General features: G+C 54.0%; 30 protein-coding genes and 1 tRNA gene. 17 read left to right on the top strand and 14 right to left on the bottom strand.

All coding sequences use genetic code 11. The features are described 5' to 3' along the window. Window positions 1–19: 19 nt before the first annotated feature. From RAL90_RS11760 to RAL90_RS11740, 5 genes are all read right to left on the bottom strand, one after another. The gene (locus tag RAL90_RS11760; RefSeq protein ID WP_306250836.1) at window positions 20–952 is read right to left on the bottom strand and encodes an electron transfer flavoprotein subunit alpha/FixB family protein; all 933 of its coding nucleotides are present in this window, start codon (window positions 950–952) and stop codon (window positions 20–22) included. 3 nt (window positions 953–955) lie between these two features. Continuing rightward, entirely contained in the window at window positions 956–1,705 is a 750-nt protein-coding gene (locus RAL90_RS11755; protein ID WP_306254056.1) for an electron transfer flavoprotein subunit beta/FixA family protein, read from the bottom strand. A 106-nt stretch (window positions 1,706–1,811) separates the two neighbouring features. Continuing rightward, the gene (locus RAL90_RS11750) at window positions 1,812–2,384 is read right to left on the bottom strand and encodes a cob(I)yrinic acid a,c-diamide adenosyltransferase (protein ID WP_306250834.1); all 573 of its coding nucleotides are present in this window, start codon (window positions 2,382–2,384) and stop codon (window positions 1,812–1,814) included. Between the two features lie 16 nt (window positions 2,385–2,400). Next, window positions 2,401–2,604, bottom strand: a complete 204-nt coding sequence (locus tag RAL90_RS11745) for a twin transmembrane helix small protein (RefSeq protein WP_306250832.1) — start codon at window positions 2,602–2,604, stop codon at window positions 2,401–2,403. Window positions 2,605–2,688: 84 nt separating this feature from the next. Beyond that, on the bottom strand, window positions 2,689–4,590 hold the full coding sequence (locus tag RAL90_RS11740; RefSeq protein ID WP_306250829.1) for a hypothetical protein: 1,902 nt from the start codon (window positions 4,588–4,590) through the stop codon (window positions 2,689–2,691). 249 nt (window positions 4,591–4,839) lie between these two features. Between RAL90_RS11740 and RAL90_RS11735 the strand changes: the two genes are divergently transcribed. Beyond that, window positions 4,840–5,805: an SPFH domain-containing protein gene (locus tag RAL90_RS11735; RefSeq protein ID WP_306250827.1), complete on the top strand. Its 966-nt coding sequence runs from the start codon at window positions 4,840–4,842 to the stop codon at window positions 5,803–5,805. A 29-nt stretch (window positions 5,806–5,834) separates the two neighbouring features. After that, on the top strand, window positions 5,835–6,302 hold the full coding sequence (locus tag RAL90_RS11730; RefSeq protein ID WP_306250825.1) for an NfeD family protein: 468 nt from the start codon (window positions 5,835–5,837) through the stop codon (window positions 6,300–6,302). A 96-nt stretch (window positions 6,303–6,398) separates the two neighbouring features. On the opposite strand, the gene RAL90_RS11725 is transcribed toward RAL90_RS11730, so the two are convergent. Beyond that, window positions 6,399–6,794, bottom strand: coding sequence for a hypothetical protein (locus tag RAL90_RS11725; RefSeq protein WP_306250823.1), 396 nt, complete (start codon window positions 6,792–6,794; stop codon window positions 6,399–6,401). Between the two features lie 11 nt (window positions 6,795–6,805). After that, entirely contained in the window at window positions 6,806–8,707 is a 1,902-nt protein-coding gene (locus RAL90_RS11720) for a DUF885 family protein (protein WP_306250821.1), read from the bottom strand. A gap of 192 nt (window positions 8,708–8,899) precedes the next feature. Here RAL90_RS11720 and RAL90_RS11715 point away from each other — a divergent pair, with 192 nt between their 5' ends. Continuing rightward, the gene (locus RAL90_RS11715; RefSeq protein WP_306250819.1) at window positions 8,900–9,232 is read left to right on the top strand and encodes a PilZ domain-containing protein; all 333 of its coding nucleotides are present in this window, start codon (window positions 8,900–8,902) and stop codon (window positions 9,230–9,232) included. Window positions 9,233–9,290: 58 nt separating this feature from the next. Here RAL90_RS11715 and RAL90_RS11710 read toward each other — a convergent pair whose 3' ends face one another. After that, the gene (locus RAL90_RS11710) at window positions 9,291–10,169 is read right to left on the bottom strand and encodes a 3-hydroxybutyryl-CoA dehydrogenase (RefSeq protein WP_306250818.1); all 879 of its coding nucleotides are present in this window, start codon (window positions 10,167–10,169) and stop codon (window positions 9,291–9,293) included. A gap of 199 nt (window positions 10,170–10,368) precedes the next feature. On the opposite strand from RAL90_RS11710, the gene RAL90_RS11705 reads away from it, so the two are divergent. Next, window positions 10,369–11,130, top strand: a complete 762-nt coding sequence (locus RAL90_RS11705) for a sulfotransferase family protein (RefSeq protein WP_306250816.1) — start codon at window positions 10,369–10,371, stop codon at window positions 11,128–11,130. Here RAL90_RS11705 and RAL90_RS11700 read toward each other — a convergent pair. Next, complete coding sequence (locus RAL90_RS11700; protein ID WP_306250815.1) at window positions 11,122–12,705, bottom strand: wax ester/triacylglycerol synthase family O-acyltransferase; 1,584 nt, start codon at window positions 12,703–12,705, stop codon at window positions 11,122–11,124. The two genes, RAL90_RS11705 and RAL90_RS11700, sit on opposite strands and share 9 nt — an antisense overlap. Window positions 12,706–12,975: 270 nt before the next feature. On the opposite strand from RAL90_RS11700, the gene RAL90_RS11695 reads away from it, so the two are divergent. Further along, window positions 12,976–13,350: a YMGG-like glycine zipper-containing protein gene (locus RAL90_RS11695; protein ID WP_306250813.1), complete on the top strand. Its 375-nt coding sequence runs from the start codon at window positions 12,976–12,978 to the stop codon at window positions 13,348–13,350. A 207-nt stretch (window positions 13,351–13,557) separates the two neighbouring features. Next, on the top strand, window positions 13,558–14,811 hold the full coding sequence (locus RAL90_RS11690; protein WP_306250811.1) for a mechanosensitive ion channel family protein: 1,254 nt from the start codon (window positions 13,558–13,560) through the stop codon (window positions 14,809–14,811). Here RAL90_RS11690 and RAL90_RS11685 read toward each other — a convergent pair. Beyond that, on the bottom strand, window positions 14,780–15,241 hold the full coding sequence (locus RAL90_RS11685; protein ID WP_306250809.1) for a hypothetical protein: 462 nt from the start codon (window positions 15,239–15,241) through the stop codon (window positions 14,780–14,782). The genes RAL90_RS11690 and RAL90_RS11685 overlap by 32 nt on opposite strands. Before the next feature lie 164 nt (window positions 15,242–15,405). On the opposite strand from RAL90_RS11685, the gene RAL90_RS11680 reads away from it, so the two are divergent. After that, a complete protein-coding gene (locus RAL90_RS11680) occupies window positions 15,406–15,939 on the top strand; it encodes a TerB family tellurite resistance protein (RefSeq protein WP_306250808.1) in 534 nt (177 codons plus the stop codon). A gap of 4 nt (window positions 15,940–15,943) precedes the next feature. Here RAL90_RS11680 and RAL90_RS11675 read toward each other — a convergent pair whose 3' ends face one another. Together RAL90_RS11675 and RAL90_RS11670 are read right to left on the bottom strand one after the other, a co-directional pair. Then, window positions 15,944–16,840 (bottom strand): MBL fold metallo-hydrolase, encoded by an 897-nt coding sequence (locus RAL90_RS11675; RefSeq protein WP_306250806.1) that lies wholly within the window; start codon window positions 16,838–16,840, stop codon window positions 15,944–15,946. Next, window positions 16,837–17,787 (bottom strand): hypothetical protein, encoded by a 951-nt coding sequence (locus tag RAL90_RS11670; RefSeq protein ID WP_306250804.1) that lies wholly within the window; start codon window positions 17,785–17,787, stop codon window positions 16,837–16,839. The genes RAL90_RS11675 and RAL90_RS11670 overlap by 4 nt, the downstream gene beginning before the upstream one ends. Window positions 17,788–17,934: 147 nt before the next feature. Between RAL90_RS11670 and RAL90_RS11665 the strand changes: the two genes are divergently transcribed. Next, window positions 17,935–18,342 (top strand): hypothetical protein, encoded by a 408-nt coding sequence (locus tag RAL90_RS11665; RefSeq protein ID WP_306250802.1) that lies wholly within the window; start codon window positions 17,935–17,937, stop codon window positions 18,340–18,342. Here RAL90_RS11665 and RAL90_RS11660 read toward each other — a convergent pair. Then, a complete protein-coding gene (locus RAL90_RS11660) occupies window positions 18,329–18,748 on the bottom strand; it encodes a TIGR01244 family sulfur transferase (RefSeq protein ID WP_306250801.1) in 420 nt (139 codons plus the stop codon). The genes RAL90_RS11665 and RAL90_RS11660 overlap by 14 nt on opposite strands. Before the next feature lie 128 nt (window positions 18,749–18,876). Here RAL90_RS11660 and RAL90_RS11655 point away from each other — a divergent pair. From RAL90_RS11655 to RAL90_RS11620, 8 genes are all read left to right on the top strand, one after another. Further along, a tRNA-Gln gene (locus RAL90_RS11655) sits at window positions 18,877–18,951 on the top strand. A gap of 351 nt (window positions 18,952–19,302) precedes the next feature. Continuing rightward, window positions 19,303–20,070 (top strand): DUF3450 domain-containing protein, encoded by a 768-nt coding sequence (locus RAL90_RS11650; RefSeq protein WP_306250799.1) that lies wholly within the window; start codon window positions 19,303–19,305, stop codon window positions 20,068–20,070. A gap of 27 nt (window positions 20,071–20,097) precedes the next feature. Then, window positions 20,098–21,450 (top strand): MotA/TolQ/ExbB proton channel family protein, encoded by a 1,353-nt coding sequence (locus tag RAL90_RS11645; protein WP_306250796.1) that lies wholly within the window; start codon window positions 20,098–20,100, stop codon window positions 21,448–21,450. 25 nt (window positions 21,451–21,475) lie between these two features. Next, a complete protein-coding gene (locus tag RAL90_RS11640; protein WP_306250794.1) occupies window positions 21,476–22,015 on the top strand; it encodes a MotA/TolQ/ExbB proton channel family protein in 540 nt (179 codons plus the stop codon). 12 nt (window positions 22,016–22,027) lie between these two features. Continuing rightward, complete coding sequence (locus tag RAL90_RS11635) at window positions 22,028–22,444, top strand: biopolymer transporter ExbD (RefSeq protein ID WP_306250793.1); 417 nt, start codon at window positions 22,028–22,030, stop codon at window positions 22,442–22,444. Between the two features lie 46 nt (window positions 22,445–22,490). After that, window positions 22,491–22,898, top strand: a complete 408-nt coding sequence (locus RAL90_RS11630) for a biopolymer transporter ExbD (RefSeq protein ID WP_306250791.1) — start codon at window positions 22,491–22,493, stop codon at window positions 22,896–22,898. Window positions 22,899–22,910: 12 nt separating this feature from the next. Then, window positions 22,911–23,519 (top strand): energy transducer TonB, encoded by a 609-nt coding sequence (locus RAL90_RS11625; protein ID WP_306250789.1) that lies wholly within the window; start codon window positions 22,911–22,913, stop codon window positions 23,517–23,519. A 68-nt stretch (window positions 23,520–23,587) separates the two neighbouring features. Continuing rightward, window positions 23,588–25,156, top strand: a complete 1,569-nt coding sequence (locus RAL90_RS11620) for a hypothetical protein (protein ID WP_306250787.1) — start codon at window positions 23,588–23,590, stop codon at window positions 25,154–25,156. An 86-nt stretch (window positions 25,157–25,242) separates the two neighbouring features. On the opposite strand, the gene RAL90_RS11615 is transcribed toward RAL90_RS11620, so the two are convergent. Continuing rightward, entirely contained in the window at window positions 25,243–25,548 is a 306-nt protein-coding gene (locus tag RAL90_RS11615) for a hypothetical protein (RefSeq protein ID WP_306250785.1), read from the bottom strand. Between the two features lie 128 nt (window positions 25,549–25,676). Between RAL90_RS11615 and RAL90_RS11610 the strand changes: the two genes are divergently transcribed. After that, on the top strand, window positions 25,677–26,882 hold the full coding sequence (locus tag RAL90_RS11610; protein WP_306250783.1) for a DUF2336 domain-containing protein: 1,206 nt from the start codon (window positions 25,677–25,679) through the stop codon (window positions 26,880–26,882). The last annotated feature ends 14 nt before the right edge of the window (window positions 26,883–26,896 follow it).

Raw genomic sequence — 26,896 nt, 5'->3', positions numbered from 1 at the left:
TGTGTAGTCGCCGGGTGGGTTACAGCGCGGCTTCCAGTTCCGGTAGAACATCAAACAGGTCTGCGACCAGACCGTAGTCTGCAACCTGGAAGATTGGCGCTTCTTCATCCTTGTTGATGGCAACGATGACTTTGGAGTCTTTCATGCCGGCAAGGTGCTGGATCGCGCCGGAAATCCCCACAGCGATATAAAGCTCCGGGGCGACAACCTTGCCAGTCTGTCCGACCTGGTAGTCATTCGGCATATACCCGGCATCGACAGCCGCGCGGGATGCACCAATCGCGGCGCCAAGTTTGTCCGCAACCGGATAGATCAGCTTCTCGAAATTCTCGTTGGAGGCAAGGGCGCGTCCACCGGAAATGACAATTTTGGCCCCTTGCAATTCAGGGCGGTCAGATACCGTCAGCTCCTCTTTCACGAAAGCCGAGATTGACGGGAAGGTCACGCCATCACCGATTTTCTCGATACGGGCAGAGTTGCTCATCTCAGGCGCGGCAAAAGAAGTGCTGCGTACTGTGATGACTTTCTTTGCATCAGAGGACTTTACCGTCGCGATGGCATTACCCGCGTAAATCGGGCGTTCAAAAGTTTCAGCGTCTATGACGGCTGTCACATCAGAAACCTGCATCACGTCCAGTTTGGCGGCAACGCGTGGCATGAAGTTTTTGCCGGATGTCCCCGCGGGCGTCAGCAATACATCATAGTCTCCCGCAAGGGTGAGGATCAGCGCTTCATAATTTTCCGCAAGCTGTTTTTCATAAGCGGCATCATCGGCGTGCAAGACCTGACGCACACCAGCGATCTGGGCGGCTTCTGCGGCCACCCCATCGCTGCCAGTGCCAGCAACAAGCACATCAATATCACTGCCGATGGCTGCTGCCGCCGTAACGGCCTTGCCAGTGGCATCAGACAGGGAGTCATTATCGTGTTCTGCAATAACAAGAATAGCCATGATTTATAGAACTCCTGCTTCGTTTTTGAGTTTGTCGATCAGTTCTGCAACGCTCTCGACCTTGACACCGGCTTCGCGTTTTGGTGGCTCTGTCACCTTGACCTTGGTCAGGCGAAGGGCTGTATCGACGCCATAATCAGCAGGCGTCTTTTTATCGATCGGCTTTTTCTTCGCCTTCATGATGTTTGGCAAAGAGGCATACCGTGGCTCATTCAGCCGCAGGTCCGTTGTCACAATCGCAGGCAGGTTGAGGGCAACAGTCTGCAGGCCACCATCTACTTCGCGGGTGACGTGCAGTTTATCGCCTTCCTTGCTGACCTCCGAGGCGAAAGTGCCCTGCGGCCAACCAAGCAGCGCGCCCAGCATCTGACCGGTCTGGTTGCAGTCATCATCAATGGCCTGTTTGCCGAGCAGCACGATTTCCGGGCTCTCTTCCGCGACAATCTTCTGGAGAATCTTGGCGACAGCCAGCGGCTCCACTTCATCATCCGTGTGAACCAGAATACCCCGGTCGCCGCCCATTGCGAGACCCTGGCGGATCTGATCCTGCGCTTTTTCGGGGCCGATGGAGACAAGGACGATTTCCTCGACAGTACCGGCTTCTTTCATTTGAACGGCCTGTTCGACAGCAATTTCATCGAACGGGTTCATCGCCATTTTGACATTGGCGAGATCGACATCGCTCTGGTCGGCTTTGACGCGGACCTTCACATTATAGTCGATCACGCGTTTGACAGGGACAAGCACTTTCATCTGTGTTTCTTTCTCCAGCTGATCGGTTGAAGCGCCAGGCAGGCGCATGATTGGGGCGCACCCTAGTCGTGTGCAGGGGGAAATTCAATGTGGCGATGCAGCATTGTCACGAACGGTTTTTGCCAGGCTGCCAGAGGATTTCCCTCCCGAGGGACAGGCTGGTTTTGCGCGCGGCGATAAATAGGAAGTCAGACAACCTGTTCAAATAGGTTGTGACAGTCCTGTGCGCCATATCCCCCTCCGGCGCGTTCTCGCCAAGGCGCCAGACATCCCGCTCGGCGCGGCGGGCGATGGCCCGGGCCAGATGGAGTGCCGCCGGCGCCTGTCCGCCAGCTGGCAGGATGAAAGAGGTGAGGGGAGGCAGGTCGTCGTTCAGGGCGTCCATCTGCTCTTCCAGCCAGGTTGCCTGAGCCGGATCAAGCCGCAAGGCGCCTTCCATCTCATCTGGCGTCGCAAGGTCTGCCCCCATGTCGAACAGGTCATTCTGGATATGCGAGAGCAGTTTCTTGAGTGCATCGTCATCAAGACTGGCCAGCGCCAGGCCGATGGCTGCGTTTAACTCGTCAACGCTGCCAATCGCCTCGATGCGGGGCGATGTTTTGGCGACACGCGCACCAGAAACGAGGCCGGTATCTCCGGCATCACCGGTTCTGGTGTAAATCTTGTTGAGTTTGACCATGGCGAAACTGTTCAGCCTAACTGCCTTGTGATGCCAGCCAGACAAACAGCATCAGCAGCGCGATGGCTATGGCTTGTGCTGTCACCCGCAGGCGCATCAGCTTGTTGGAATTCTCTTTGGCAAAATCCCCCCCTCTGGCGAGGGAGTAGATACCCATACCCAGAAATACCAGCGTTGCCAGCATGGCAATGGGAATGAGGAAATAGAGCAATACGGTCATGATCTGTGTTCCTTTTCAGGCTCAACACATAGTGTCGCACGTCCCGTTTGTCGAATGAGATTGTATCTTACGGCAGCAGGCGTGTCAGTTCGCGCTTTCAGTGCCGGCAATCCCCTTGCCGAGGTCGCCTTCCTCAGAGCGATGGATGCCGACCTGGCTCATCAGATATTTTTTGATGTGAATATCCGGTGGTGCTACCGCGCCAAGGCCACCGTCCGTGACATCAGCAAGAAGCGGTGACTTCAACTCATCCTGCCGAAAGTTCATCCGCACACTGTAGGTGCGTTCAACCTGGTTGCGCAGATATTTCTGGGCATCATACCAGGCCGCCTTTTCCGGTGTTTCCTGACAGGTCGCCAGTTCTTTGCCTTTGGCGCCCCAGCGGCGTTCCGGACAGTGATAGGGGTCAAAAGACAGGTCAAAAAGGCGGTCCATGATGTGGTTCATGTTGAGCACAACGGTCGATCGGTCCATCCGCTGGTAGGTGATCTGACAGCGCTTCTTTTCGTCATCAAATGCGTTCAGCAGATCGCCCGTGAGATTGTTGCCAGTATAGTCAACGCCCGGCTGGCCATAACGATGCTTGGTGATCAGGTCTTCCGTTAGCCAACGCAACTCACGAAAGGCAGTCTTCAGGCGTGCATCGCGTGAGGGGGTGGAGAAACTCTCCCAGGTGCCATAGGTACCATAGATATTTTCCGGCAGGCGTTCCGGCGCATCTTTCAGGTGAACACCTTCGCGCACAGCGGCATCAACGGCCACTTTGCGGGCTTTCAGGTCACCGCAGATGGCTGTCATGGCGTTGCGCAGTTCACGGATCGGGTCAAAAGCATAATCCGGGTCAGCCAGACTGCGCCGTACAAATTCGTAATAATTCAGCACACGGTTTTCATACTGAAACTCAGCCATAGACCAGTTACGTGTGTCCTCCGGTCCATTGCCAACATATTGCACCATGGAGAACCCGGGCAGGTCCTCATTGGCAGTGGCCACAATGCGCCCGCCCACATATGAGCCATCGCTTGTCTTGGTGGCTCCGACCAGTCTGATCGGGCGCCATGCTTTCAGGCCGCCGCCAAATTCTGGCCCTGTGCGCATGAAGTTGGCGCCATAGGTAGTCCGGGAGATGGAAAAGTCAGGGTGGGAGGAGAAAATCATCACCCGGCCGTCTTCTTCAACCTCATAGACAAGGCCCACATGCCCATAGACATCATAAACAATGGAGCCGGGCACCACATGCTCCCGGTCGATTGCCACGGGATAGAAATCATCAAAACCTTCCGGCGCCCCGGTTACAGGGTGTGTACGGAACATGGCTGTTGACACTTCTCCCCTGATACGGCGCAGCAGGCCCGGTGCATTGACCGGCTTGCTGCCGCTGCGGGTAATAACCGAGCGTCGGCTGGCGACAATGTTCCCGGCAGAGGAATAGCGCGGGTCTTCGCCGGCTCCGTTGGCCGTGCGCATGGCATCCTGATAGGACCATGGCAGCCCGTTTTTCCAGGCATAATATCCGCGCAGGAAATAGGCCATGTCGGCGCAATCCCCGAGATAGATCGTATCATCTTCAAGATCACGGTACGGATTGGCCGGGTCGCGCAGGCATTCATCTATTGAGGCGCATTTGGTCCGGCCAAGGCTGGTGACGAAAGCCTCATAGCCGCGTTCATCGGCTTCGTCCCATTCTGTCTTGTAAATCTTCCAGGCGCTGCCGGTGTTTCTTGCCGGTGGAATCAGCTCGCGCAGCTCCATCGGGTCCCGGGTGGAATAAACGCCATCCTCGGTTATGATATAATTGTAGCTGTCAGCCGGCACCGCCGGGTTCAGATAGGTCGGCTGGCCGGGCACTTCCTCATCGGCCGCGATAATCAGGGGCGGAAATTCATAGATATGGGGAGATTGCGCCGCTGCCTTGCTGGCAAAAAGGGCAATCGCTGCGAGCGTTATCACTCCCGGTATTTTCAGGAAACCCGACTTGTACACCACCGACACTTCCCCAATTAGCGACAAAAATAACTGTAGCCTCAACTAAGGCTGTCGTTAAGTGCATAACAGGCAAGAATCTGACCATAGTGACCCGAAAGCGCCATCGCAGGCAGTGTCATCTGGAAAAATCACCCCAAAACACTGCTTTCAAAGAGGGAACGGTACACATGGCTGACTTTTCAAGTCTGGAAACAGCAGATTCCGATTCCTACATCTAGAACACAAGGTAAACAAAGAGAGGGATAATATATGGATCCGGTAGGCATTTTCGTGGGCATCCTGGTGGTGCTGTCAATTTTCATTCTGTTTTCAACGGTCAAGATCGTGCCGCAGGGCTTTGAATATACGATTGAGCGGTTCGGGAAATATCAGAAAACCCTCAGTCCGGGCCTGCACCTGCTGGTGCCATTCATTGATGCTGTGGGGCGGAAAATGAACATGATGGAACAGGTGATTGATATTCCGTCTCAGGAAGTGATCACCAAGGACAATGCCATGGTGCGGGCTGATGCTGTGGCCTTCATCCAGATTATGGATGCCGCGCAGGCAGCCTATGAGGTCTCCAATCTGCCCCGGGCAATCGAGAACCTGTCCATGACCAACGTGCGGACCGTGATCGGCTCGCTGGATCTCGATGAAGTCCTGTCCAAGCGCGATGACATCAATGGTCGGCTTCTCTCCGTCATTGATGCGGCGACAAACCCGTGGGGCGTTAAGGTCACACGTGTCGAGATCAAGGATCTTACACCGCCAGCGGATATTACCGAGGCAATGGCCCGGCAGATGAAAGCCGAGCGCCTCAAGCGGGCGGAAATCCTGACGGCCGAAGGCGAGAAGCAATCGGCAATCCTCCGGGCCGAAGGCGAAAAGCAGTCTGCCATTCTTGAGGCGGAAGGGCGCAAGGAAGCCGCGTTCCGCGACGCCGAGGCGCGTGAACGTGAGGCACAGGCTGAAGCGCAGGCAACTGCTGATGTCTCTGCGGCTATCGCTGAGGGGGATGTGCAGGCCGTGAATTATTTTGTGGCCCAGAAATATGTGGAAGCCTTTGAAAAACTCGCGATCTCGCCGCAACAGAAACTGGTCATCGTCCCGGCGGAAATGACCGGACTGGTCGGGTCTATCGGCGGTATCGGTGAGCTGACCAAGACCATCCTGGAAAAAGAGCCGCCGCGGGCAAATGGCTCTGTGCCGCCATCAACCAGCAGCAATTATTAAGTACTGGCGTATAAGGAGGGATTGATCTGATGGGCGATATCATCACATTTTTGGCGGAGATGCCATTCTGGTACTGGTGGGTTCTGGCCATTATTCTGCTGATTGCCGAAATCACAACCGGCACCACATATGTTTTATGGCCGGCCACAGCCGCCGTGATTGTCGGCGTGGCGGATATCTGGTTACTGGATGGTCAGTGGCACATACAGTTGTTTCTTTTTGCCGCGATAACATTCGTACTCACCATTTATGGTACACCCTTTGCAAAAAGATGGCTTCAATCCGGCAAGACCGACCACGAAAACCTGAATAAGCGCGGTGCCCAGAAGGTCGGCCAGCGCGCTGTCGTCTCGGTGGCTTTTTCTGGTGGCAAGGGCAAGGTGAACTATGGTGACACCCAGTGGATTGCTGAAAGTGACACTGACCTTGCAGAAGGCACGACCGTTGAAATAGCAGATGTGCGCGGTGCAACCATGATTGTCAGGGTACCAGCATAACCCCTGACAAGCCTGAATGGGGATACACTGATTATTCAGAATATCACCATTGCTGATCTGACAGATGATATTGTCATCTAGGGTCAGAATTTGAGGCTAAAGGCTGGCCCCGAAACCGATCAGGTTGCCAGCCGGGTCCCAGACATGGAATTCGCGCATCCCGTGCCCCGGTTGATCGACCGGGGCATTTTCAATCCGTCCTGGTGCAAAGCCGTCTTCCCGTGAACGAGAAAGAAGGTCTGCATGGAGATCATTCAGGGCCTGCACACTGGATAATTCTGTATAGCAGGCCGTATTCTCGGCAATATGCCGCTCTGCACATTGCCAGAAATGCACTGTCAGGGCGCCGCGGCGCACGATCGCATAATTGCCATTGTCAAAAACAGCATGGTTGGGGAACCCCAGATGCGTCACATACCACGCCGCCATCTCGCCCGGGTCAGGGGCGGCAAATTTTGGCGCTGTTTGCGATGCGTCCAGTGGGTCAGACATGGGTACCCGGATCAGGTGGCTGATTTCACGCTTTCAACCCACTGCTCCACACGGCGCTCAAGAATGGTCAGCGGCATGGCACCGCCACCAAGCACAGTGTCGTGGAAGCCCCGGATATCAAAATCATCGCCAAGTTCTGCTTCTGCATTCCGGCGTAGTTCCTGAATTTTCAGCATACCAATCTTGTAGCTTGTCGCCTGACCAGGCAGGACGATATAGCGCTGAACTTCCGATCCGGCCTGAGCTTCGGGTGCTGCCGTGTTGGCAAGGAAATACTCAACAGCCTGTTCTTCGCTCCAGCCTTTGGCATGAAGGCCTGTATCAACGACAAGCCGGACGGCGCGCCACATTTCAGAACCAAGCCGGCCAAACTCTGACAGGGAATCTTCGTATGTCCCCGGCATTTCCTTGGCAAGCCATTCGGAATAAAGCGCCCAGCCTTCCACATAGGCAGTGAAGCCAGCCTGTGTCCGGAAGGTCGGGACACTCTCCAACTCCTGTGCAATGGAGATCTGCATATGATGTCCGGGCAGGCCTTCATGATAGGCAATCACCTCAAGTTCACGCTTTGGCAGCGCGCTCATGTCAGACAGGTGCGCGTAATAGATACCGGGGCGTGCGCCATCCGGCGTGCCAGGGAAATAATGCTGGGCAGCACCATCCTGTTCTCGGAAGGCTTCGACCCGGCGAACTTCAAGGTCTGCCTTGGGCAAAATGCCAAAATATTCTGGCAGCACAGCCTTGATCTTGTCGATGGCAGCCGTAGCCTCATCAATATAGCCCTGACGGCCTTCATCTTCGTTCGGGAAGTAGAGGCGATCATCGTCTTTGTTATCGCGCAGGAATTTGAAGAATGCGGGCAGATCGCCGTCAAAACCAAACTCGTCCTTGATGGTGATCATTTCTGTGCGCAGTCTTGCCACCTCTGACAGACCAATTTCGTGAATTTCATCCGCTGTCAGATTGGTTGTCGTCTGGTTGGTCAGGCGCTCATTGTAATAGGCGATACCATCCGGCAGCGCGCTGACGCCCTGTGCGTCTTCGGTGGTGTTGACAATGTCCTCTTCCTGCCAGGCAATCAGTTCCTCATAGGCAGACTGCCAGTCACCAGTCAGGGCGGTGCGGGCTTGCGCTTCAAACTCATCAGCCCTGTCCTGACTGATGATTTCACGCTCGACAAGCGATGCCAGTTCGGACTGAACATCGGTCCAGATGTCGCTGTCCTTTTCGCTGTCGTCAAAAGGAACGCCGGTAATGATTTTTGACGCTTCATCAATCACGAATTCGAATGAAAAGCGCGGGGGGCGTACACCGCGTTCTGCATTTTCTTTCGACAGGTCAATCAACTGGCGCAAGGCGCGCGCTGATTCATTGATCCGTGAAATATAGGCTTCCATGTCGCTTTCGGTCTCGACATTGTGGAAGGTGATCAGCAGCTGCGGGAAGAAAGAGTGAATCGACTGCATCTGCTCGAAAATATAAGCATTATACTGGAATGGCACGGCGGCTTCGGCCAATTCCAGCTGATATTCCCATATGTCCCAGGAGATCTGGGCTTCCGGCGTCAGCTGGTCGTAATCGAACGCTGCTTTCATGTCGGCGACACTCTGGCGCTGCCAGTCCAGCTGTTCTAGCTGCGCGGCGCGGGAGAACTGGTCAATCTTGTCGTAATCAGTCTTGCGCCCGAGGAAAGTCTGCTGGATCGGGCTGAAAGCGAGCTGCTCCTCGAATTTCTCTTCAAACCAAATATTCAGTCGCGCAGATTCTGCGTCCATTGCCGCAGCGTCAGTGACCTGCTCAGCAGTGACAGCTGATGTTTCTGCTTCTGATGCTGGCATGACGGCATCTGTATCCGCGTTGCCACAGGCAGTCAGCATGGTGGTGGCGAGTAATATGGAGAGTGTTTTACGCATGGATTTTCCCTTTTTGTCCCCTTTGATTTCGCCTCTTGCGACGCATATTGATGGTGCTATCGCATATCCGGCCAATTGCGCAAACTTACGAAAAGATTAGTTAACACACGCGGGCAATATTCAGGTGATCGGGCTGATAGTTTTAGCGTGTGTTAACTCAAACTTGTCATGATGGGATATTGAGATGTTGAGATGCGCAAGAAGAACAACCGGCTGACAGAGCGATTTCAGACAATCGCGAGCACTAAACCTGTAGTGTCCACTGCACCACGGGTCCGGTCAACGCGTATGCCGCGCGATAATGAACGCATAACCTGTTACCGCTATGGCAAGATCAAATATGGCAATTTCGAGCCTGTGCAGGTTGTAATCAAGGATGTCAGCCCGAATGGCGCCCGGATTGTTCTGGAGCACGCCAGCAAACTGCCTGACATGATCCTTCTCAAAGCCCCCTCATCAGGGATCAAGTCCAGATGTCTTGTGGTCTGGCAACGTGGGCACACTGCGGGCCTGAAATTCATCTAGGCAGAAAATTTTTCCTGGTGAATGCCACCCATGGGCAGGGGCAGGGGCGGTGCATGTCTCAGCGTGTGGCGACCGGCACATCACCCGAATAATCATAAAATCCGCGTCCGGTTTTGCGCCCCAGCCAGCCAGCTTCCACATATTTGATGAGAAGTGGGCAAGGGCGGTATTTGGAGTCTGAAAGTCCCTCATATAGCACCTGCATGATGGACAGGCAGGTATCCAGACCAATGAAGTCTGCCAGTTCGAGCGGGCCCATTGGGTGATTGGTGCCAAGCTTCATGCCAGTATCTATCGCCGTAACAGTGCCAACACCTTCATAAAGCGTGTAGATCGCTTCATTGATCATTGGCATCAGAATACGGTTTACGATGAAAGCCGGGAAATCTTCTGACACCGCCATGGTCTTGCCAAGGCGCTCCACCAGCATCTTGCCAGCTTCAAATGTTTCCTGACTGGTCGCAATGCCCCGAATAACTTCCACCAGCTGCATCACCGGCACTGGGTTCATGAAGTGCAGACCGATGAACTTCTCTGGCCGATCGGTAGAAGCGGCGAGAGCGGTGATCGAGATGGAGGAGGTATTGGTGGCAATCATTGCTTCCGGCTTGAGGTCTTTTGACAGGCCGCCGAGGATTTTCTTTTTCAGATCAGGGTTCTCGGTGGCGGCTTCGATCACCAGATCACAATCGGTGAGGTCTGCCATGCTGGTCGATTTCTGGATGCGCGCCAGTGTGGCATCGGCGTCTGCGGCTTCCAGCTTTCCCTTGGCCACCTGACGGCCAAGATTTTTCTCGATAATGCCAAGAGCCTTGGTGATCTGATCCGCATCAATATCGTTCAGAACGATGTCAAAGCCCGCCAGCGAGAAAACATGGGCAATGCCGTTGCCCATCTGGCCAGCACCAATAACACCAATTTTCCGAATATCTGCCATATGCGATCTCCCTGATCCTGATTGCGGATTTTATTGGAGTCGACTGTAACAATTTTTTGCAGTGCAGCAATACTCAATGCCAGTGGTCAAGCTGGTTCAAAGGGTCTGGTTCAGTCAGGCGCAGCTTGTTGCTATCCCGGTCAATCCTGAGTAGGACGTTGATCTTTCTGGCGCATAAACGAGAGCAGGTTGTAATAGTATGCAGGTTGAGCAGGCACAGATCATTTCCTACAGGGATTTTCATAGGTCCGTGAACAAACGGATCAAATGGCATGAGTTTAATCTCAACTGCATGATTTCCCTCAAGCATCGCTACCTATATGTAGAAACGCCAAAGGTGGCCTGCAGCACCATCAAGCTTGCTCTGATGAAGCTGGAAACGGAAGGCCTGAATTACGATGCCAAGGTACCACATCCCACATTATTCGAATCGCCCGTTGTCAAGCCTTATCACCTGAGCGATGAACTGCTTCACGAAGTATTTTTCAGCGATAAGTTCTTCCGGTTTTCTTTCGTCAGAAATCCGTACACGCGCGTTCTGTCTGCTTACCTTGACAAGATTGATCGCAAGAAGAACCCTGTCAAACAGGTCAGACGTGCTTTGGGCCATGATGCAGAAGCAGACGTTGATATCACCTTTGAGCAATTTCTTGATGCTATCAACCTGACCAAACAGCGCGACCAGGACAAGCATTGGCGACCCCAGAGCGAGTTATTGCTTAATGGCTATCTTGATTTTCATTATCTCGGCAGGTTTGAAAACTTTGAGGAAGACTGGCGAAACGTGGCTGAGCGCATCAACCCCACTATGCTGGAAGACATGCGCGATATTCCCTGGCATGCGACAAATGCAGACGATCAGCTTAAGGAATTTTATACACCTGAACTGACAGAAAAATTCATGCACAACTATGCTAGTGATTTCGAGTTGTACAACTATGGCAAGGCAATATCAGGTTGAGGGGCGGGTGCTGCCATTGGCTTTTGAGCGCCGGGTGGCTCTGGCTTTGGCCTTGCTGCCAGCTTCGGAAACGCGGGTGATCCGTGTCCTGCGCCGTTTTGGCTTTTGCGCAGATGCCTGTTCGTCCTCGGCTGCCGTATTGACCTCAAGGCGCCGGGTGGCTGCCGCCAGTAATTCCTGAAAAGACTTCTCAAGGCATTCAATAAAAAAGGCGACATCGGGCATGATCTCACGCGATGAGGTTACGCCGAATGTAATCTCGCCATTATAGCTCGGTGTAGAGATGAACAACCCCATCCCGTTGGCCAGCGGAGCAAGGCCATAGCCGGTCACAAGTTTTGCTCCGCAGAAATAAAGTGGCAACTGCGGCCCCGGCACGTTGGAGATTGTCAAATTACTGATGTTCTGTGCGGCGTTGGAATTCTGAATGACCAGTCGACTGGCCAGCGCCATGGTGGCAGCTGGTACATGCTGGGTCAGGTCTGTCATCAGGCGGGCCGCGAGCCCTTCCTTGGCTGCCTTGGTTTTGCGGGTTGAGAGCACAATCGCTTTCAGCCGTTCCACCGGATGAGCGATGTTGGTGTGCAATGGCACTGTCATCGCAGAAATATTATTGCCGCCGCCAGCGACACCGTCGGCTCCGTCATTGCCGCGTGTGTTGATCGGTGCCGTCGTCACGAGTGACTCAGAGGGCAGGGCATCTTTGGATTTCAGGTAACGCCGCACGCCGCCACTGCAAACGGCGAGTACCACATCATTGACCTTGGCTTCAGGATAGGCTGTACGGATGATTTTCACATCAGACAGCTTGAACCGGGTCGCATCGAAAACTTTCTGCTGGCCAACCTTGCCGTTAAAAACTGTCTTCGGCACGCCGCCTGTCTTGCGAATGCGCGCGCGCCCGGCATTGATCAGGGCACGGGATATCTGTGGGCTTGACCGCATCACGGCCTGTGTCATGCGCACCGGCGAGCGGGCATTGTTGACAGCTGCCCGCATCAGCGTGCCCGGCAGGGTCGGCGCGTGTGTGCCATGGCCGCCCATGACAGGTTCAACCGGCAGGCCAGGAATGCCATCTGGCGTCACGTCCCACAATGTGCCGAGAAACTGTGCGGCTGAGGCACCATCCACAGCGGCGTGATGCAGTTTGAAGATCAGCGCGAAGGAGCCTTTGGGCACACCTTCCAGATTGTCGAGTCCTTCGACAATATATGCCTCCCACAAAGGGCGTCCCATATCGAGCGGCCGCGAGTGATACCGCGCCACATGGATACAGAACTGCCGCCAGTCTGCCGGTTCCGGCAGCCGCGCATGGCGGACATGGTTTTCAATATCAAAATGCGGATCTTCCACCCAATAGGGAAAATCCAGTTCCATCGGCACACGCATCAGGTGGCGGTTATAGATCGGCGAATGGGAGAGGCGGCTCTCGAGTTTTGCGATGATATCCTTGAACCGCACCGTGCCGCCGGGCGCCGTAGACTGGTCACAAATCTGTACCGCCGTGATACTGGCCACCACATCGGCATCTTCCATATACAGGAACTGGGCGTCCTGTGCGCTTAACTGGTCCATCGTGGATACCTGCTTACCTGCCGTCCCGATAATTGAGGGCGGCCATGACTTTCCGGTTGCCTTATAATGGTCAACTCTTTCCTCTCACTTAAGACAGGGTGAAGCAAAAGTGAATGCTGGCGCAATAGGTGCACATTCGCCTCGAGCTGAGTTGCCCTCTGGGTGATGCAGCGCACATGCGTAACAGAAAATTTACTTTACCACTGACTCGGCGGGCCGTAATTTTTGTTTATCGGGCCGCATGATGCGACCCTATCTGGAGATTTATATATGAAACACTTCCTTTTCGCTGCTTCAGCCATGTTGCTGGCCACAGCCTGCACGTCCACAGGCAATATCGAGCGCAACACTGCTGGTGGCGCGGCTGCCGGTGCCGTCATTGGTGCCATCATCGGCAACAATGTTGGTGACGGTGATGCGGAAACAGGCGCTGTCGTCGGCGCGGTTATCGGCGGTGCTGCCGGTGCATCTCGTGGTTCCAACCAGGATGCGATGACCTGTGGCCGTACAGAACGTCGCCGCCCTTATAGCCAGTTTGGAGCTGGTCAGCCATTGCAGTGGGACGCACAGTATTCCCGCCGTTTCTATGTTGATACAGCTTCCGGCCGCACATATTGGGAAAACGGTGAAGTCCGCACCTGCTAGTCTCAGCCGGATAAACAATCAGAGGAAGGCGCTCGAAACGGGCGCCTTTTTTTGTCGTGTATTTAAGAGCTTCCTGACGCGGATTTCTCCGTGGGCGTTAGGAAAGCAGGTCAACGGATACATTGCTTGCATATCAGTATGCGGGTCTGCCCCTTCTCATTCAGGGCGAACAGCAAAATAAAGCAGCAACAATCCGGGAGGTAACCGATGCAATATCTTGAGCAGTTTTTTGCCGGCTTTCCGGCGCTCGAGGGTGCGAGTGTCTGGCTGGCGGTCACGGTGGCGTTCTTTGGCATCATTCTGCTGGCCGTGATTGCCGATATCGTGGCGCGGCGGATTATCGTTGCGGGCATCCATCGTTTTCTGGCCGCATCTGACAGCGAGCGCGACAACATCATTCTGCGCAATAAGGTGTTTGAGAGCCTGTCCCATCAGGCCCCCGCCATTGTGATCTATATGCTGGCACCGGAAGCTCTGGCGCAGTGGCCTGCGGTCGGTGCGTTTGTGGAGACGGCCGCCCTCGTTTACATGGTGGTCAATGGTGTCCTTTTCTTTGATGCACTGATCAATTCTGGCCAGGAGATATATCGCACCTACTCCATCTCGCGTCAGTTTCCGATCAAGAGTTTCGTGCAGGTTGCCAAGATCGCGCTGTATTTTCTGGGGCTGGTCGCCATTCTCTCACTGGTTCTGGGGCAGTCTCCCCTGTCGCTGCTGGCCGGGTTCGGGGCGCTGACGGCCGTCCTGATGTTTGTGTTCAAGGACCCGATCCTTGGCTTTGTCTCCGGCATTCAGCTCTCCGCCAATCGCATGGTTGCAGTAGGGGACTGGATTGAGATGCCTAGTTACAATGTCGATGGCGACGTGATGGAAATTGCGCTAACAACAGTGAAAATCCGCAATTTTGACAAGACCATCACCACTGTTCCGACACAGGCATTGATCTCCGAGAGTTTCAAAAACTGGCGTGGCATGACTGAAACAGGCGGGCGGCGGATCAAACGGTCGCTGAATATTGATGTTTCGACAATTCGTTTCTGTGATGAAGAAATGCTGCGGCGTTTTTCAAAAATTCAGTTTCTCGCCGAGTACATCACCGACAAGCAGGCCGAACTTGATGCCTATAATAGCCAAAAAGGGGCGGACCCGGAAACGCTGGTCAATGGTCGCCGTCTGACCAATGTGGGCACATTCCGTGCCTATGTGGAGGCTTATCTGGATAACCACCCGAAAATCTCGAACAGCCTGACCTTTCTGGTGCGCCAGCTCCAGCCAACAGAAAACGGTCTGCCCATAGAAATCTATGTCTTCAGTCTGGATACGAACTGGATCAATTATGAAAAAATCCAGGCAGATATTTTTGACCATATTCTGGCAGCTGCACCGGAATTTGACCTGCGCATATTCCAGAACCCGACTGGCGGAGATTTCAGATCATGGCAGCGGGTTGTGGCGCAATAGCGGGTCTGGCCTGATCAACCGGATGCAATACCGGCAGGGCAGGCTGGCGTGTGGGCGGCGCTGAAGCTGGCAGGCAATCAGGAAATATCCCTTCCACTTCGAGCGCAGCGGCAAGGTCATCGCACCGCGACTGGACCGCCGTCTGTCCTGGCCAGCGCACGAGCCAGCTTGCCCGGGCCAGGAACTCGCTCTGGCGTTCGTTCTGGCTGGCCCATATCAGGCCGATCAGGGCTTTTTCGTCAGGTGAAATCCGGGTCGCGCAAGGGGGTGAGAGCAGGAGAGGGCGCCGCGCATGTTGATTGATCGCCTCCAGAAAGCTCTGAAGTTTACTCAGGCTGCAGCCTGCAGGCATCGGCCTGGCAAATCCGCGTGCCCTGTCTGCCCCGCAAGCGATGATGCGCATAGCTCTGATCAGTGTCAGGTTTGGCATGAAAGTTTCTCCTGTGCGTTGCCATGAGGGCCATAGTGTTGCAATTAAGAATGATTATCAATATAAACTTCCAATAGAAACTTGCTGATGAAAATTCATCACTTTCCCCGGTGCGTCCGCAGCTGGGGATTGCTATACTCATGCCCATAACAAGGAGATACATTATGGGCCTTCTGCTGCTCATTCTTGGCGGGCTCGCCACGGCCATATTTGTTGCCAGTCGCGTTATCGGGGCTGCGCGCGACGGTCAGGACGCGATTGATGACGTAAAAGGAGCGGTACGCCGGGGAAAATGGTCGCGTCAAATCGACCAGCGCGTAATCGAAAATGTGAATGATCCACGCGACTCGGCAGCCATACTCATGGTACAGATTGCTTCTTATGAAGGAGAGATCACTACCGGCCAGAAGCAGAAGATGATAGAATTGATGACAGAAGGCTTCGGGGCAACGCCGGATGAAGCCGAAGGGCTATATTCGTTCGGGCGGATGGCGATTGGTCAGATAAATGATGCGGCCAACTCCCTGGGCAAATTGATGCGCCCGGTCAAGGATGCGCTGACATTGCAGGAAATGAAAGACATGATCCGTATGCTGGAAGAAGTTGCGGAAGTTGAAGGTAAGCCCAGCGAGCGCCAGCGTGATCTCATTGTGCAGGTGCGGCGCGCCCTGTCGCTGGACAGGGCCTATCAGGCGTAATCCTTCACGCCAGACGGTATTCTGCGTTCAGAAGGCGTGTGCCATTCTGCACGACACGGCCCGTTGCAACATGGCGCTCAAGATGTGCCTGCACATTCAGCGCAGCGGCAATATGAAGTGATTTGTCTACGTCTTTATACATGTCAGCGACCATATCCATGATCCGCGTTTTGCCTGATGCCAGTTGTGCCAGTACCTGTTCATCACGCATCTCCCGATGTTGCTTCACAGCGTGGACGAAATTCTGCGGGTCTGTAACAGGCGCGCCATGTGTGGGATAATAAATCATGTCGTCACGCGCGGCCAACAGGTCAAGGCTGTGATAGTAATCTGTCATGTTGCCATCAGGGGCAGCCACAACAGTCGTTGCCCAGCCCATGATGTGATCGCCCGTAAACAGGGCTCGCTCCGTAGGCAGAGCAAAGCAGAGATGGTTGGAGATATGCCCGGGGGTTGCCAGTGTTTCCAGTTGCCATTCGTCTGTCTCAAGAACACTGCCATGAGCCAAAACATGGTCAGGCCGGTACTCAAGGTCTGCCCCTTCATCAAGGGCCGGCGCGCCAGTGCCATCACTTTCGGGGTGGGCTGTGGCACCGTAAACACGCGCGCCGGTTGCCTGTTTCAAGGCAGCAACGCCGCCACAATGATCCTTGTGGGTATGGGTCACGACAATATGCGTGATCTGACCGCCGCCCGCAGCTGCCAGCAACGCCGCCAGATGCGCGTCATTGACCGGCCCCGGATCAATCACGGCAATATCGCTGGTGCCTATCAGATAAGTACCGGTGCCGGTGAATGTAAACGGCCCCGGATTATTGCAAATTACCCGGCGCACCAGCGGTGACAGTTGGTCAACCTGCCCATAGGCAAAGTCAAAGGCCTTGATGAAGGGAATACTCATGCCGAATTGTGTGCCGTGAGTCGCGCTGTAACATAGTCGCGAAAGCTGTCAGCAAGGGCGCGCATGGCCACCAGCTTGTCATGGCGTGGCAGGGCCGTTGGCGGCCCCATGTCAGTCTTGTTGACATCGACAATATATATGCGCCCGTCCCTGCGGTCTCGCAAAACATCCATGCCGCCAAAGTCGAGGTTCATGGCCTGGGCGAAGATGGTTATTTTACGCTGCTCATCGGCAGAAAACTGCTCACTGGCTGATGTCACGACAACGCGGAAATTGTCATTCGAGAAACGCGCATTGGCCTTGCGCTGTTTCAGGTAAACGGTTGGCAGGTTGCCCCCAACAATCGGTGTACGAATGTCTGTGTAGATGCGCCCGTCTTGCGTGTTGTCGATCAGGTGCTGATACACCTGCCCGTCAGTTGAGGGGAAATAGGGGCAGGGTAAAATTTGCCCGTCATGCACGCCGTTGCGCTCGGATTTGCGCAAGGCAAGACCGTGATGGGTGCGGGGGTCAACATGCAGGGCATAGCCGAAAACACGCTCGAATGTTTTTGCCACCATGCTCTTCCGGATATCAAGACAGGCGCCGTTCAGAACAGGCAGGTCTACGGCGTCAAAAGGCAGGGCGGCAACATGCTCACTGTCCTCAAAATAGAACAGGATGTCAGCATCCGCCGGATTGCGGACAATATCGAGGTCTGCCAGATGGCTAACCGCCCAGATGGCATACCAGGGGTAGGGCATCGCCGGTGCAAAACTGATCCGTATTCGCTGTGATCTTTCCCGGCCCAAGCGCTGCCGGGCGTGACGGGTGGCGGAGATGGCCGACACTTCGGCTGCGAAACTGGCACCCCTGGCAAAGTCGCGCAGAAACTCTCCGGTCACCGGAATGCGCGCGCCGGTCTGCTTGACCACAATACGACCATTGCGCCAGGCAAAATCAGTCAACGCATATTCCTTAAAGGCAAAATCTCTCAGCATACCCGCATCACCACGACAGACTGACCTGTCATCATGGGCAATTCTGCCATGATGGCGCGCTGCTCTAAAGTAAAATCTGGGCTGGCTGGCCCCACTTTTGCGGGTGTCACGCGTATGTGTATCAAAGGTAAACAGCGCATTAACTTTTTTCTGTGGGGCCTGGCCTTTCTGGTTCTGATGACCCTTGGAGATATTTTGCTGTCCCGTGCCAATGCACAGGAAGCTGAACCGCATCGCGTGGGTTCATCAGAGATGGGGCCGCACGCAGAAATAGGCGGCGTGGTGCTGGGCGAAAATCTCGGCGGCGTACTCGATCGCATTTATGTCGCCGCCCCGCCAAACTGGCAGTTTACTGTCAGTGTCGCGCCGGGCAGCTTTCTGGATTGTGGTTCTGGTATGGCTGTTGCCCAGACTGATGAAGACGGGCGGGATGTTTTCCCCATGACATGTGGCGTCACCCTGCCGGAGACGCTGGTCATTCCCTCAGCCAGCAAGCCAGCGCGCGTTATCATCCATTTTTAAGTGATTGCAGCATTTGCTGCTGGGCACTGATATCATATCCAGCGGACCCGGCTTCTGCGACCAGCGTTGCCACATCCTCACCTGACTGTGCGAGTGCCATGGCCCTGACCATGACAGAGCGGAACCCGCTTTTGCAAAAGCCAAGTGCTTTCTGTTTATCAGCTGTGCGGGCGTTGAACAGCGCCAGATCTTCGTGGCTCAGGCCGCCTGCGCCGACTGGAATATGCACATAATCAATACCTGCAGCACCAGCTGCAACAGCGATATCCTGCGCGCTTGGCTGGCCTGGCTCTTCGCCATCGGGCCGGTTATTGATGATGATATCGAATCCCTGTGCGGCAATATTGCCGACCTGCTCCGGCAGTATTTGCCCGGCGGCGTAGAATGTGTTGTTGAGTTTCTGCATCGTGTAGTCCGTCCTTACTGTTGGATATGGCGTTTACAGGGCAGTCAGCGCCGCGTCTATCGGGGCATTTTTTGCAAAAAACAGCATTGCAGAAATCAGATGATGCGGCTATGTGCAGCTTCCTCAGTTGGGGCGTCGCCAAGTGGTAAGGCAGCGGTTTTTGGTATCGCCATGCGGAGGTTCGAATCCTCCCGCCCCAGCCATCTATAATCACTCTCACACTTTTAGCGGACTTTATTGAACCGTTGCACAACCCGTCGCAACCGGCTAAAGTGTGATTTCATAACAGTGCTATAAGCTGTCAAGTGGCGTGGGAAGGAAGAAATCCGGCTTTTTTGAACCGGATTGAAATAAAAGCGTTGCCTTTTGGTGATAATTTTTACAATCATTGAATGGGGCAATGTAGGGATAATTAAGATTTCCCCTTTAGCTACGTGACACTAATGGTGTCATTTTGGATTTGTGCGGCGCTGGCAAGGCGTCGTTCATAAGGTTTGAAGCGGCGATCGTGGTGATCGTCTCATAGTGACCGAAGCAATGCAGTAGGTGAGCAGATGATAAAAAAGATTGCTTTTTTGGGAACGGCCATGGTTATGGCCACTGCGATGGCCGCGCCGGCAGCCGCCCAGTTCAATTCCGCGCTTAATGAAGCAAGACGCACTCAGGATGAGGCCAAGGCCTCACAACAGCGTGTCGAGCGGCTTGATGATGAAACATCTGCCATTCTTGGTGAGTATCGCGCCAATCTGAAGCAGTTCGAATTGCTTACGCGCTTCAATGAGACCCGTCGGGCCGAAATTGAAAGCCAGGGTCAGCAGATCGGACGCATCCAGGAAGATCTGGAAAATGTCTCCACCTTGCAGCTGGCCATGGTGCCACTGATGGAAGACATGCTTGATAATCTTGAAGCCTTTATCAATGCAGATATGCCGTTCAACGAAACCGAACGTCAGGATCGTCTCGCGCGTCTGCGCAGAATGATGGCTGACTCAGAGGTTTCTGCAGCGCAGCGCTATCGCCTGATTGTTGAGGCTTACCAGATCGAAAACGAATTTGGTCGCACCGTAGACACATACGAAGGTGAAGTGGACACACCCGAGGGAGCACTCGCTGTTGAGTTCCTGCGTATCGGCCGCACCGCTTTGGTCTACAAGAATGCTGATGATTCCATTCTTCGTATTTACGATCGCGATACCGGTGATTTTGTAGACCTCGACAAGTCATTCCTCGAGGATGTGCGCTTCGGTCTTCGTGTTGCCAAGGAACAAACCGCACCTGACCTTCTGACGTTGCCTGTCAAGGCACCGATTCAGGCTCAGTAACAGCGACGAGACAAAGGATATAGTATCATGAAAGTTATTCGTACTCTGGGCATCTCACTTATCGCTGGTGCGACAGTTTTGACAGCAGGTGCCGCAAGCGCGCAGACTTCCCTGCAGGATGTTCTGAACAATGCACGTCAGGAGCGGGCAGCCGTTGCCGAGCAGAATCGCCAGCGTGAAGCTGAGTTTCTCTCTGAGCGCAACACGCAGCAGCAGAAGCTCTCTCAAATCCGCGGTCAGGTTAATTCAGCTACGGCTGAAAGTGACCGTCTGCAGGCTGAATTTGATGCCAACCGCGCTCAGATTGCTGAGCTGCAAACGCAGTTGACTGAAGCGCAAGGCGAGTTTGCCGAATTGTTCGGTGCTGCGCGTTCTGCGGCGACTGAACTGGCTGTACAGCTTCAGGGTTCTATCATCAGTGCCCAATATCCGGGCCGTGTTGATCCTTTATTTGAAACAGCGCAGAGCGAGACGCTTCCTCGTATTGAAGAGCTCGAAAATCTCTCCATCACGTTGCTGCAGGAAATGACAGGTCAGTCTGAGGTGGTAACATTCGATGCCATCGTGAAAACAGACAATGGCGAAGACAGTACTCGAAGCGTTACGCGCATCGGGCCTTTCGCGGCATTCTCTAATGGTGACTTCCTAGTCTACAAGGAAGGCATCCAGAAACTTCAGTTCCTGGCACGCCAGCCTGGTGCCGGTGCAAATGATGCAGCGCGTCGTGTGGAAAATTATTCTGGCAACGGCTATGTTGCTGGTGTGATTGACCCGTCACTGGGCACACTGCTTGAGCTTGCTGTACAGCGTCCATCCCTGCGTGAGACAATCGATCAGGGCGGGCCTGTTGGCTACACAATCCTGTTGGTGCTAGCGATTGCCGGCGCCTTCGGTATCTTCAAGCTTCTCTCCATCCTCGGCACATCCGGTGCGGTGCGTGGCCAGATGCGTAAAAAAGCTGCCGGTAAAGGTAATCCTCTTGGCCGCATCATGATGGCTTATCAGTCCAACACATCAGCTGATGTGGAGACACTGGCCCTCAAACTTGATGATGCCGTCCTTAAGGAAGTGCCAAAACTCGAAGGCGGCTTGAACCTGATCAAGGTGGCCGCTGCCGTTGCACCTCTCATGGGTCTGCTCGGTACGGTTATCGGTATGATCCGGACATTCCAGGCGATTACACTCTTTGGTACAGGTGATCCGCAAATCATGGCGGGTGGTATCTCTGAAGCGCTTGTGACCACTGTTCTTGGTCTGGTTGCAGCTATTCCGCTTCTGCTGATCCATGCGTTTGCAGCTGGTTCTGCGCGCAGTGTGACGCAGGTTCTGGAAGAGCAGGCTGCCGGCATGATCGCCGAGCACGCCGAGTCCCGGTCTTAAGGCTAATTGAGAAAGGAGCTCGGCTATGCTCGAGGTCTTGAATCCAGTAAACGCCTACGACTCGATCAGGGAGTTCCTGCAGGCTGGTGGCGATGTTCTTTTCGCCATCATGATAGCCACCTTTATCATGTGGGCACTCATCCTGGAGCGCGTGATCTTCTTCACAACTGCCAGCGCAGGTGTGCGTAAGCAGGCAGTGCGGGCCTGGTCTAATCGCAAGGATCACGCATCTTGGTATGCGCTGGCCGTGCGGGACAAGTTGTTGTCTGAGGTCAAACTGGCGTCGACGCAAAACATTACCGTCATCAAGGGGCTGGTTGCTATTGCTCCCTTGCTGGGCCTTCTGGGCACCGTGACCGGCATGGTTGAAGTGTTCAACGTCATGGCTGTTACAGGGTCTTCCAATGCCCGCTTGATGGCAGGCGGTATCTCCAAGGCAACAATCCCGACAATGGCGGGTCTGGTTGCTTCACTGTCCGGTATTCTGATGCTGAACATTCTGGAAGCGCGTGCGCGTGCTACTGTTCGGGATACATCAGAAGAGCTGGACAAGACGGTTGGGTAAGGAGCAGGTTTTATGATGAATCGTAAGCGTATCAGGCCTGCAGCCGAGGAGTCTGAAGTCAACGTCACGCCGTTGCTCGACATTGTCTTCATCATGCTGATCTTCTTTATCGTGACAGCGACATTCGTTTATGAAGATGGCTTCTCGCCAAATTTACCTGAGCCGACACCTGAAGTACCACAGAATCCGCCACCAGCCTTGCTGCTGTTCGTGCAGGAAGACGGGTTTGTGCTTGTGGATGACGTGCGGCTGATTGATCCACGTTCGGTGAAGCCGGTGGTCGAGGAATTCCTTGCCTCCAAGCCAAGGGGGGTCGTTCAGATTACGGCTGCCCTGGAATCAGATAGCGGCGTTGCCGTAACTGTACTGGACCAGGCAAGGCAGGCAAATCGTGCCGCGCCAATCGTTATCGCCAAAGCTGCCGAGTAACGGCGCAGGTGGTTTTGTAAGTAGTTGACTGTAACAGGGGCCTAAAATGGCAAGAAGACAAATCAGCAATGCTGCAGCAGATGATGAAGACGTAAACGTCACGCCTTTGCTCGACATCGTGTTTATCATGTTGATCTTCTTTATCGTCACGTCCACCTTCATCAAGGAAACGGGTACAGATGTTCTGCGACCAGATGCGCAGACTGCTGACAAGATCAAGCTGATCTCTCTGCTTGTTGCGGTGAATGAGAATGACGAGATCTGGATCAACAAGGAGCTGGTATCTCTCGACGAGGTAGAGTTCAAAGTGCGTGAGCTGCGTCGTGAAACTCCAAAAGGGTCTGCTGTTGTTCAGGTCGATCAGAAAGCAAGATCAGAGCTGATGATCGATGTTATTCAGAAAATTAAAGATGCGGATGTTGATGTCATCAATATCGCTACGCTGGAAGAATAAGGAGAGCGTCGGATGCAATCCCTGGTCAGACTGATACTTGGCACACCGCTGGCGCTTATCTTCACCGCCGCCCTCTTTCTGGTGATGTACGCCCTCATTACTGATGATAACCTTCAGCTTGATGACGAGCGTGATGCTGTCAAAATCGACCTGGGGCGCAAAATTCAGGATACTGAAATTGCGAACCAGAATGCCTTTGATCGGCCTAATCTTGATCAGCCACCACCACCACCACCTGCAATCAATACAGCTGATTTTCAGCCAGAAGTGCAGGGTGTGAGCGCCGTAACCCCTGAGTTTGATTCTAACCTCGACATAGGCACAGGCTTTAACCCGGACCGTGATGCACAGCCACTAGTCCGCATCCCGCCGCAATATCCTGATCGCTGTCAGGGGCGGACAGACCCCGGCGTTAGAAAACGCGTAACGGTTGAGTTCGATGTGACGCCGGATGGGCAGACTACTAATCCAAGAGTGATTTCTACAGATGACTCTTGTCTTAATAGGTATGCTGAGCGTGCAGTTCTGAACTGGAAATATCAGCCGAAGATTGTGAATGGTAATGCTGAGCCGCGCATTGGTGTTCGAACGACTTTCATCTTCATTCTTGAAGATGGATAATTCTCAGGCCCAGAATTAATCTGTATGCTATATATGTGAGTGTGAGCAACGTGATGAGCAAACTGAAAATGAATAGTCTAAAAGAAATACTGGCCTCTCTGTCATTAGGGATGTTCTTTCTTTTTGCGAGCTCTGATCTCATGTCGGCTCACGCCCAAAGTGATACGCTTAGCACGGGCACCGCGCGGGAGCTTACTAAAGCATTTGAACTAATTCAGGCAGCAGGTGATAATGCGGGCGACCCCGAATTTCGGCAGGCAATCGCAATTATTGAGCAGCTATTCCGAGATCGCGGTGACAGGATGACACCATATGACAAGGCCACATCCTACGAGTTACTCGGTAACTACAAGTTTCAGATCCAACCCCCTGATTATTCTGGTGCCTTACGTGCATTTGAGAATGCACTCGCTCAGAATGCTCTTCCGGAAGCTCGCGCCACGCAGATACGATATAATATAGCGCAGCTATATTTCCAGGAAGAACGTTATCCGGAAGCCCGTCGATTTCTTCAGGAATTCATCCGCATTCAACAAAATGCGGGCGTTAGCATAAATTCCAATACCTGGTATTTGCTTGCCGCTGCCAATACCGCACTGGAAGATTATCGTGGGGCACGGAGCCCTATGGAGAATGCATTGCGCGCTCACGAGCAGGAAGTTGCCGCTGGAACAACCACGCGGAAGAAGAGCTACTACGATTTGATGAATGCTATTTATTCTCAAGTAGGGGCTAATTCTGAACGTGGTGATCTGCTCGTACGTATGATTAGCTTCTTTCCGGAAGACACGTCATACTGGACACAATTGGCTGGATCGTATTCTCAGGCGGGACGCGATGAAGATGCTGCTGCTGTTGTTGAGCTAGCTTACAAGAATGGTTTTATTACCGATGAGACACGTATCATCCAGCTCGTACAGTATTACTCACTTTTGAATAACCCTTATCGGGGCGGTGTATTGCTTGAGCGGGAAATGGCGGCTGGTAATGTCCAACGCACACAGAAAAACCTCGAGTTGCTGGCCCAGATGTGGAACCTTGCGCGTGAGCAGAAGAAAGCTGCGGCGGTTTTGACGGAAGCAGCGGCTATGTCTGCAGATGGTGAACTTTATTACCGTCTCGGGCAGGTTTATTTTGCGGACGAGCAATGGCGTGAGGCCGAAGAAAACCTCAACAATGCTCTGAACCGTGGTGGCCTCACAGGTCGTCAGCGCGCCAATATCTGGCTGCTGATCGGCAATGCGCGATACAATATCGATACCAACAGTCCAACACAGCGCGCGCGTGCACGTGAAGCGTGGCGCCGCGTTGGCAGCACATCTGGTGCGACAAACGCTGACCGTCAGGCTGCAGCTGGCTGGATCAACTATGTCAATGCGGTTGAGCGTACAGAATGTAATCAGGATACAGTTGAGCGTACCGTGAAGCTCGATAACTATCGCAAAGACCGCGCATCATGCGAATCCATCATCGCTATCGCTGACCGCGCAGATACTGACTTCTCAACCGGTTTCTCTCAGGAACGTATTGAGCAGTGCCGTGCCTTGATCAGCAGTGTGATCGACGAGGATACGTCAATCATCACCTATGCGGATGGAACAGTTGACGGCGAGCCAGCTCCAGGATTCTGTCAGTAAAGGCGGCTCCGCGAGACTGTACTGGACAACAAAAAAGCTCTCCTTGATGGGAGCTTTTTTGATTCCTGCACGTCAATGTCAGCGATCTAGTAGCTCGGGTCTGCTTGTCCGCGAAAAATACCATCTGTCGTACCTTCATCGCCTGATTGGCGACAGGCGCTGTATCCCTGGCGCCACCCGGAGCGATAACCTGCATCATCTGCAAAAAGCGCTTCGTCGCGAATCAGCTTTGTGGAGAAATTCTTCTCGGATTCTACCGCGCTCTGACATCCATCCGAATATCCAGCCGGAAAAAGGGGGCTTTTCTCAAAGGCGGGTGCCCGGTCACTGACGCACGCTGTTAGCGCCGCGCAGGCGCTGGTCATGACGGAAAGGGCAAAAATCTTTTTCATTACAAATACTCCTGAACTTTACTTCTCATAAGGCATAAAGCGGGCCACGCCTAGCACCGCCTTAGCTTTGCGCGCAGAAAGCAAGCATTAACACTCCGGCGCTAGATTACCGGCACAGGAGTTCCGTCATGCAACATGCCAGTAAGTTTTCAGCGCAGGATACGCCCGCCGCCGGTGCTTCAACTGCTGTACCTGTCAGCGCCAAGCCAGTGCGGATCCGGCAGACGCTGGTACGTAAACTGGCTGATCTTGTGGTGTTGCCACAGGAAAAACTGACCCAGAACGACCGCGATTTTATCGCAGACATCCTTGCGCGCTCTCTTGAGCAGGTTGACACAGCCACACGCCAGGAAATCGCAGAGCGAGTCGCAAGTTTTCCCGAAATCCCCGTACAGTTGCAGAAATATCTGCTCACCTCCGAGGCGCAGGTTGCAGTCCCGGTATTGAAGAACATGCCGCAGATACAGGAATCGCTCCTGTATGATGCCTGTCAGGTTGGCCCCGCGCATCGCGCGCAAATCGCCTGGCGTGATGACCTGACGCAATCGATTATTGATCAACTGGTCACCTTCGGCGAGGCCGACGTGCTGAAACAGATACTTCGCCAGGACACAGTGGTGATCTCCCGTAATGCCATGGACTTGCTTGTGCGCCGCTCGGAAGTCGACGCGGATATCCGCAGCGCCCTGCTGCGACGGCCAGAGCTGCGACTGGATCACGGGCTTGCCATGTTCTGGTGGCTGAAAACTCCGCACCGCAAGTCTGTGCTGGCGCGCTTCGCCACCGACCGCAGCATCGTACAGGACGCCATGCATGACCTGTTCGTCGAAACCTTCACCAGCGACACCCCTGACCTGCATGTGAAATCCATCCTGACATTGATTGACCGGCGGCACCGCCCACGCGGGCGCAACGGAGAAATGGTGACCATGGAAGTGGTTGAGCGGACACTTGAGTTCGCCCGGCAAAACCCCGCTGATGATACATGTCATGCAGTGGGTATGCTTGCCGGTGTCAGCCAGGAGACAGCAGCACGGGTTTTGCGGGATTTCAGCGGCGAGCCTTTCGCGGTTCTGTGCAAGAGCATCGGCCTTTCACGCAAGGCTTTCCTGACCCTGTTTGATAATGATCTGCTCCAACAGGGGACCACACTGAATTACTCGGAAGAGAAGGTCGAAGATCTGCTTGGCGTCTTTGACAGTATCGCCCGCGATTACTCCCGCACCATCCTGCGGTACTGGGACTGGTCGCAGGACATCATGGAAGAATTGAGCCAGACCGCGCAGGAGCAGAAGGGCTCTGACAGTGGGAATGGGTATTTCGGCGCGGTCTGACATAAAACCAGCTG

Origin of the sequence: Parvularcula sp. IMCC14364 (assembly GCF_030758415.1) — a bacterium.
In the GTDB taxonomy this organism is placed as follows: domain Bacteria; phylum Pseudomonadota; class Alphaproteobacteria; order Caulobacterales; family Parvularculaceae; genus Aquisalinus.
Note: the sequence above shows the minus strand (reverse complement) of the source record. Positions and strands in the feature narration are given on the sequence as shown.

Excerpts from the sequence above, each read along its gene's own strand:
- RAL90_RS11625 (WP_306250789.1), top strand. The coding sequence starts at position 22,911 with ATGCAATCCCTGGTCAGACTGATACTTGGCACACCGCTGGCGCTTATC.
- RAL90_RS11665 (WP_306250802.1), top strand. The coding sequence starts at position 17,935 with ATGTGTATCAAAGGTAAACAGCGCATTAACTTTTTTCTGTGGGGCCTG.
- RAL90_RS11635 (WP_306250793.1), top strand. The coding sequence starts at position 22,028 with ATGATGAATCGTAAGCGTATCAGGCCTGCAGCCGAGGAGTCTGAAGTC.
- RAL90_RS11700 (WP_306250815.1), bottom strand. The coding sequence starts at position 12,705 with ATGGACCAGTTAAGCGCACAGGACGCCCAGTTCCTGTATATGGAAGAT.
- RAL90_RS11705 (WP_306250816.1), top strand. The coding sequence starts at position 10,369 with ATGCAGGTTGAGCAGGCACAGATCATTTCCTACAGGGATTTTCATAGG.
- RAL90_RS11715 (WP_306250819.1), top strand. The coding sequence starts at position 8,900 with ATGCGCAAGAAGAACAACCGGCTGACAGAGCGATTTCAGACAATCGCG.
- RAL90_RS11615 (WP_306250785.1), bottom strand. The coding sequence starts at position 25,548 with ATGAAAAAGATTTTTGCCCTTTCCGTCATGACCAGCGCCTGCGCGGCG.
- RAL90_RS11725 (WP_306250823.1), bottom strand. The coding sequence starts at position 6,794 with ATGTCTGACCCACTGGACGCATCGCAAACAGCGCCAAAATTTGCCGCC.
- RAL90_RS11745 (WP_306250832.1), bottom strand. The coding sequence starts at position 2,604 with ATGACCGTATTGCTCTATTTCCTCATTCCCATTGCCATGCTGGCAACG.
- RAL90_RS11750 (WP_306250834.1), bottom strand. The coding sequence starts at position 2,384 with ATGGTCAAACTCAACAAGATTTACACCAGAACCGGTGATGCCGGAGAT.
- RAL90_RS11760 (WP_306250836.1), bottom strand. The coding sequence starts at position 952 with ATGGCTATTCTTGTTATTGCAGAACACGATAATGACTCCCTGTCTGAT.
- RAL90_RS11680 (WP_306250808.1), top strand. The coding sequence starts at position 15,406 with ATGGGCCTTCTGCTGCTCATTCTTGGCGGGCTCGCCACGGCCATATTT.
- RAL90_RS11630 (WP_306250791.1), top strand. The coding sequence starts at position 22,491 with ATGGCAAGAAGACAAATCAGCAATGCTGCAGCAGATGATGAAGACGTA.
- RAL90_RS11710 (WP_306250818.1), bottom strand. The coding sequence starts at position 10,169 with ATGGCAGATATTCGGAAAATTGGTGTTATTGGTGCTGGCCAGATGGGC.
- RAL90_RS11695 (WP_306250813.1), top strand. The coding sequence starts at position 12,976 with ATGAAACACTTCCTTTTCGCTGCTTCAGCCATGTTGCTGGCCACAGCC.
- RAL90_RS11735 (WP_306250827.1), top strand. The coding sequence starts at position 4,840 with ATGGATCCGGTAGGCATTTTCGTGGGCATCCTGGTGGTGCTGTCAATT.
- RAL90_RS11720 (WP_306250821.1), bottom strand. The coding sequence starts at position 8,707 with ATGCGTAAAACACTCTCCATATTACTCGCCACCACCATGCTGACTGCC.
- RAL90_RS11650 (WP_306250799.1), top strand. The coding sequence starts at position 19,303 with ATGATAAAAAAGATTGCTTTTTTGGGAACGGCCATGGTTATGGCCACT.
- RAL90_RS11620 (WP_306250787.1), top strand. The coding sequence starts at position 23,588 with ATGAATAGTCTAAAAGAAATACTGGCCTCTCTGTCATTAGGGATGTTC.
- RAL90_RS11755 (WP_306254056.1), bottom strand. The coding sequence starts at position 1,705 with ATGAAAGTGCTTGTCCCTGTCAAACGCGTGATCGACTATAATGTGAAG.
- RAL90_RS11690 (WP_306250811.1), top strand. The coding sequence starts at position 13,558 with ATGCAATATCTTGAGCAGTTTTTTGCCGGCTTTCCGGCGCTCGAGGGT.
- RAL90_RS11675 (WP_306250806.1), bottom strand. The coding sequence starts at position 16,840 with ATGAGTATTCCCTTCATCAAGGCCTTTGACTTTGCCTATGGGCAGGTT.
- RAL90_RS11640 (WP_306250794.1), top strand. The coding sequence starts at position 21,476 with ATGCTCGAGGTCTTGAATCCAGTAAACGCCTACGACTCGATCAGGGAG.
- RAL90_RS11645 (WP_306250796.1), top strand. The coding sequence starts at position 20,098 with ATGAAAGTTATTCGTACTCTGGGCATCTCACTTATCGCTGGTGCGACA.
- RAL90_RS11730 (WP_306250825.1), top strand. The coding sequence starts at position 5,835 with ATGGGCGATATCATCACATTTTTGGCGGAGATGCCATTCTGGTACTGG.
- RAL90_RS11660 (WP_306250801.1), bottom strand. The coding sequence starts at position 18,748 with ATGCAGAAACTCAACAACACATTCTACGCCGCCGGGCAAATACTGCCG.
- RAL90_RS11685 (WP_306250809.1), bottom strand. The coding sequence starts at position 15,241 with ATGCCAAACCTGACACTGATCAGAGCTATGCGCATCATCGCTTGCGGG.
- RAL90_RS11610 (WP_306250783.1), top strand. The coding sequence starts at position 25,677 with ATGCAACATGCCAGTAAGTTTTCAGCGCAGGATACGCCCGCCGCCGGT.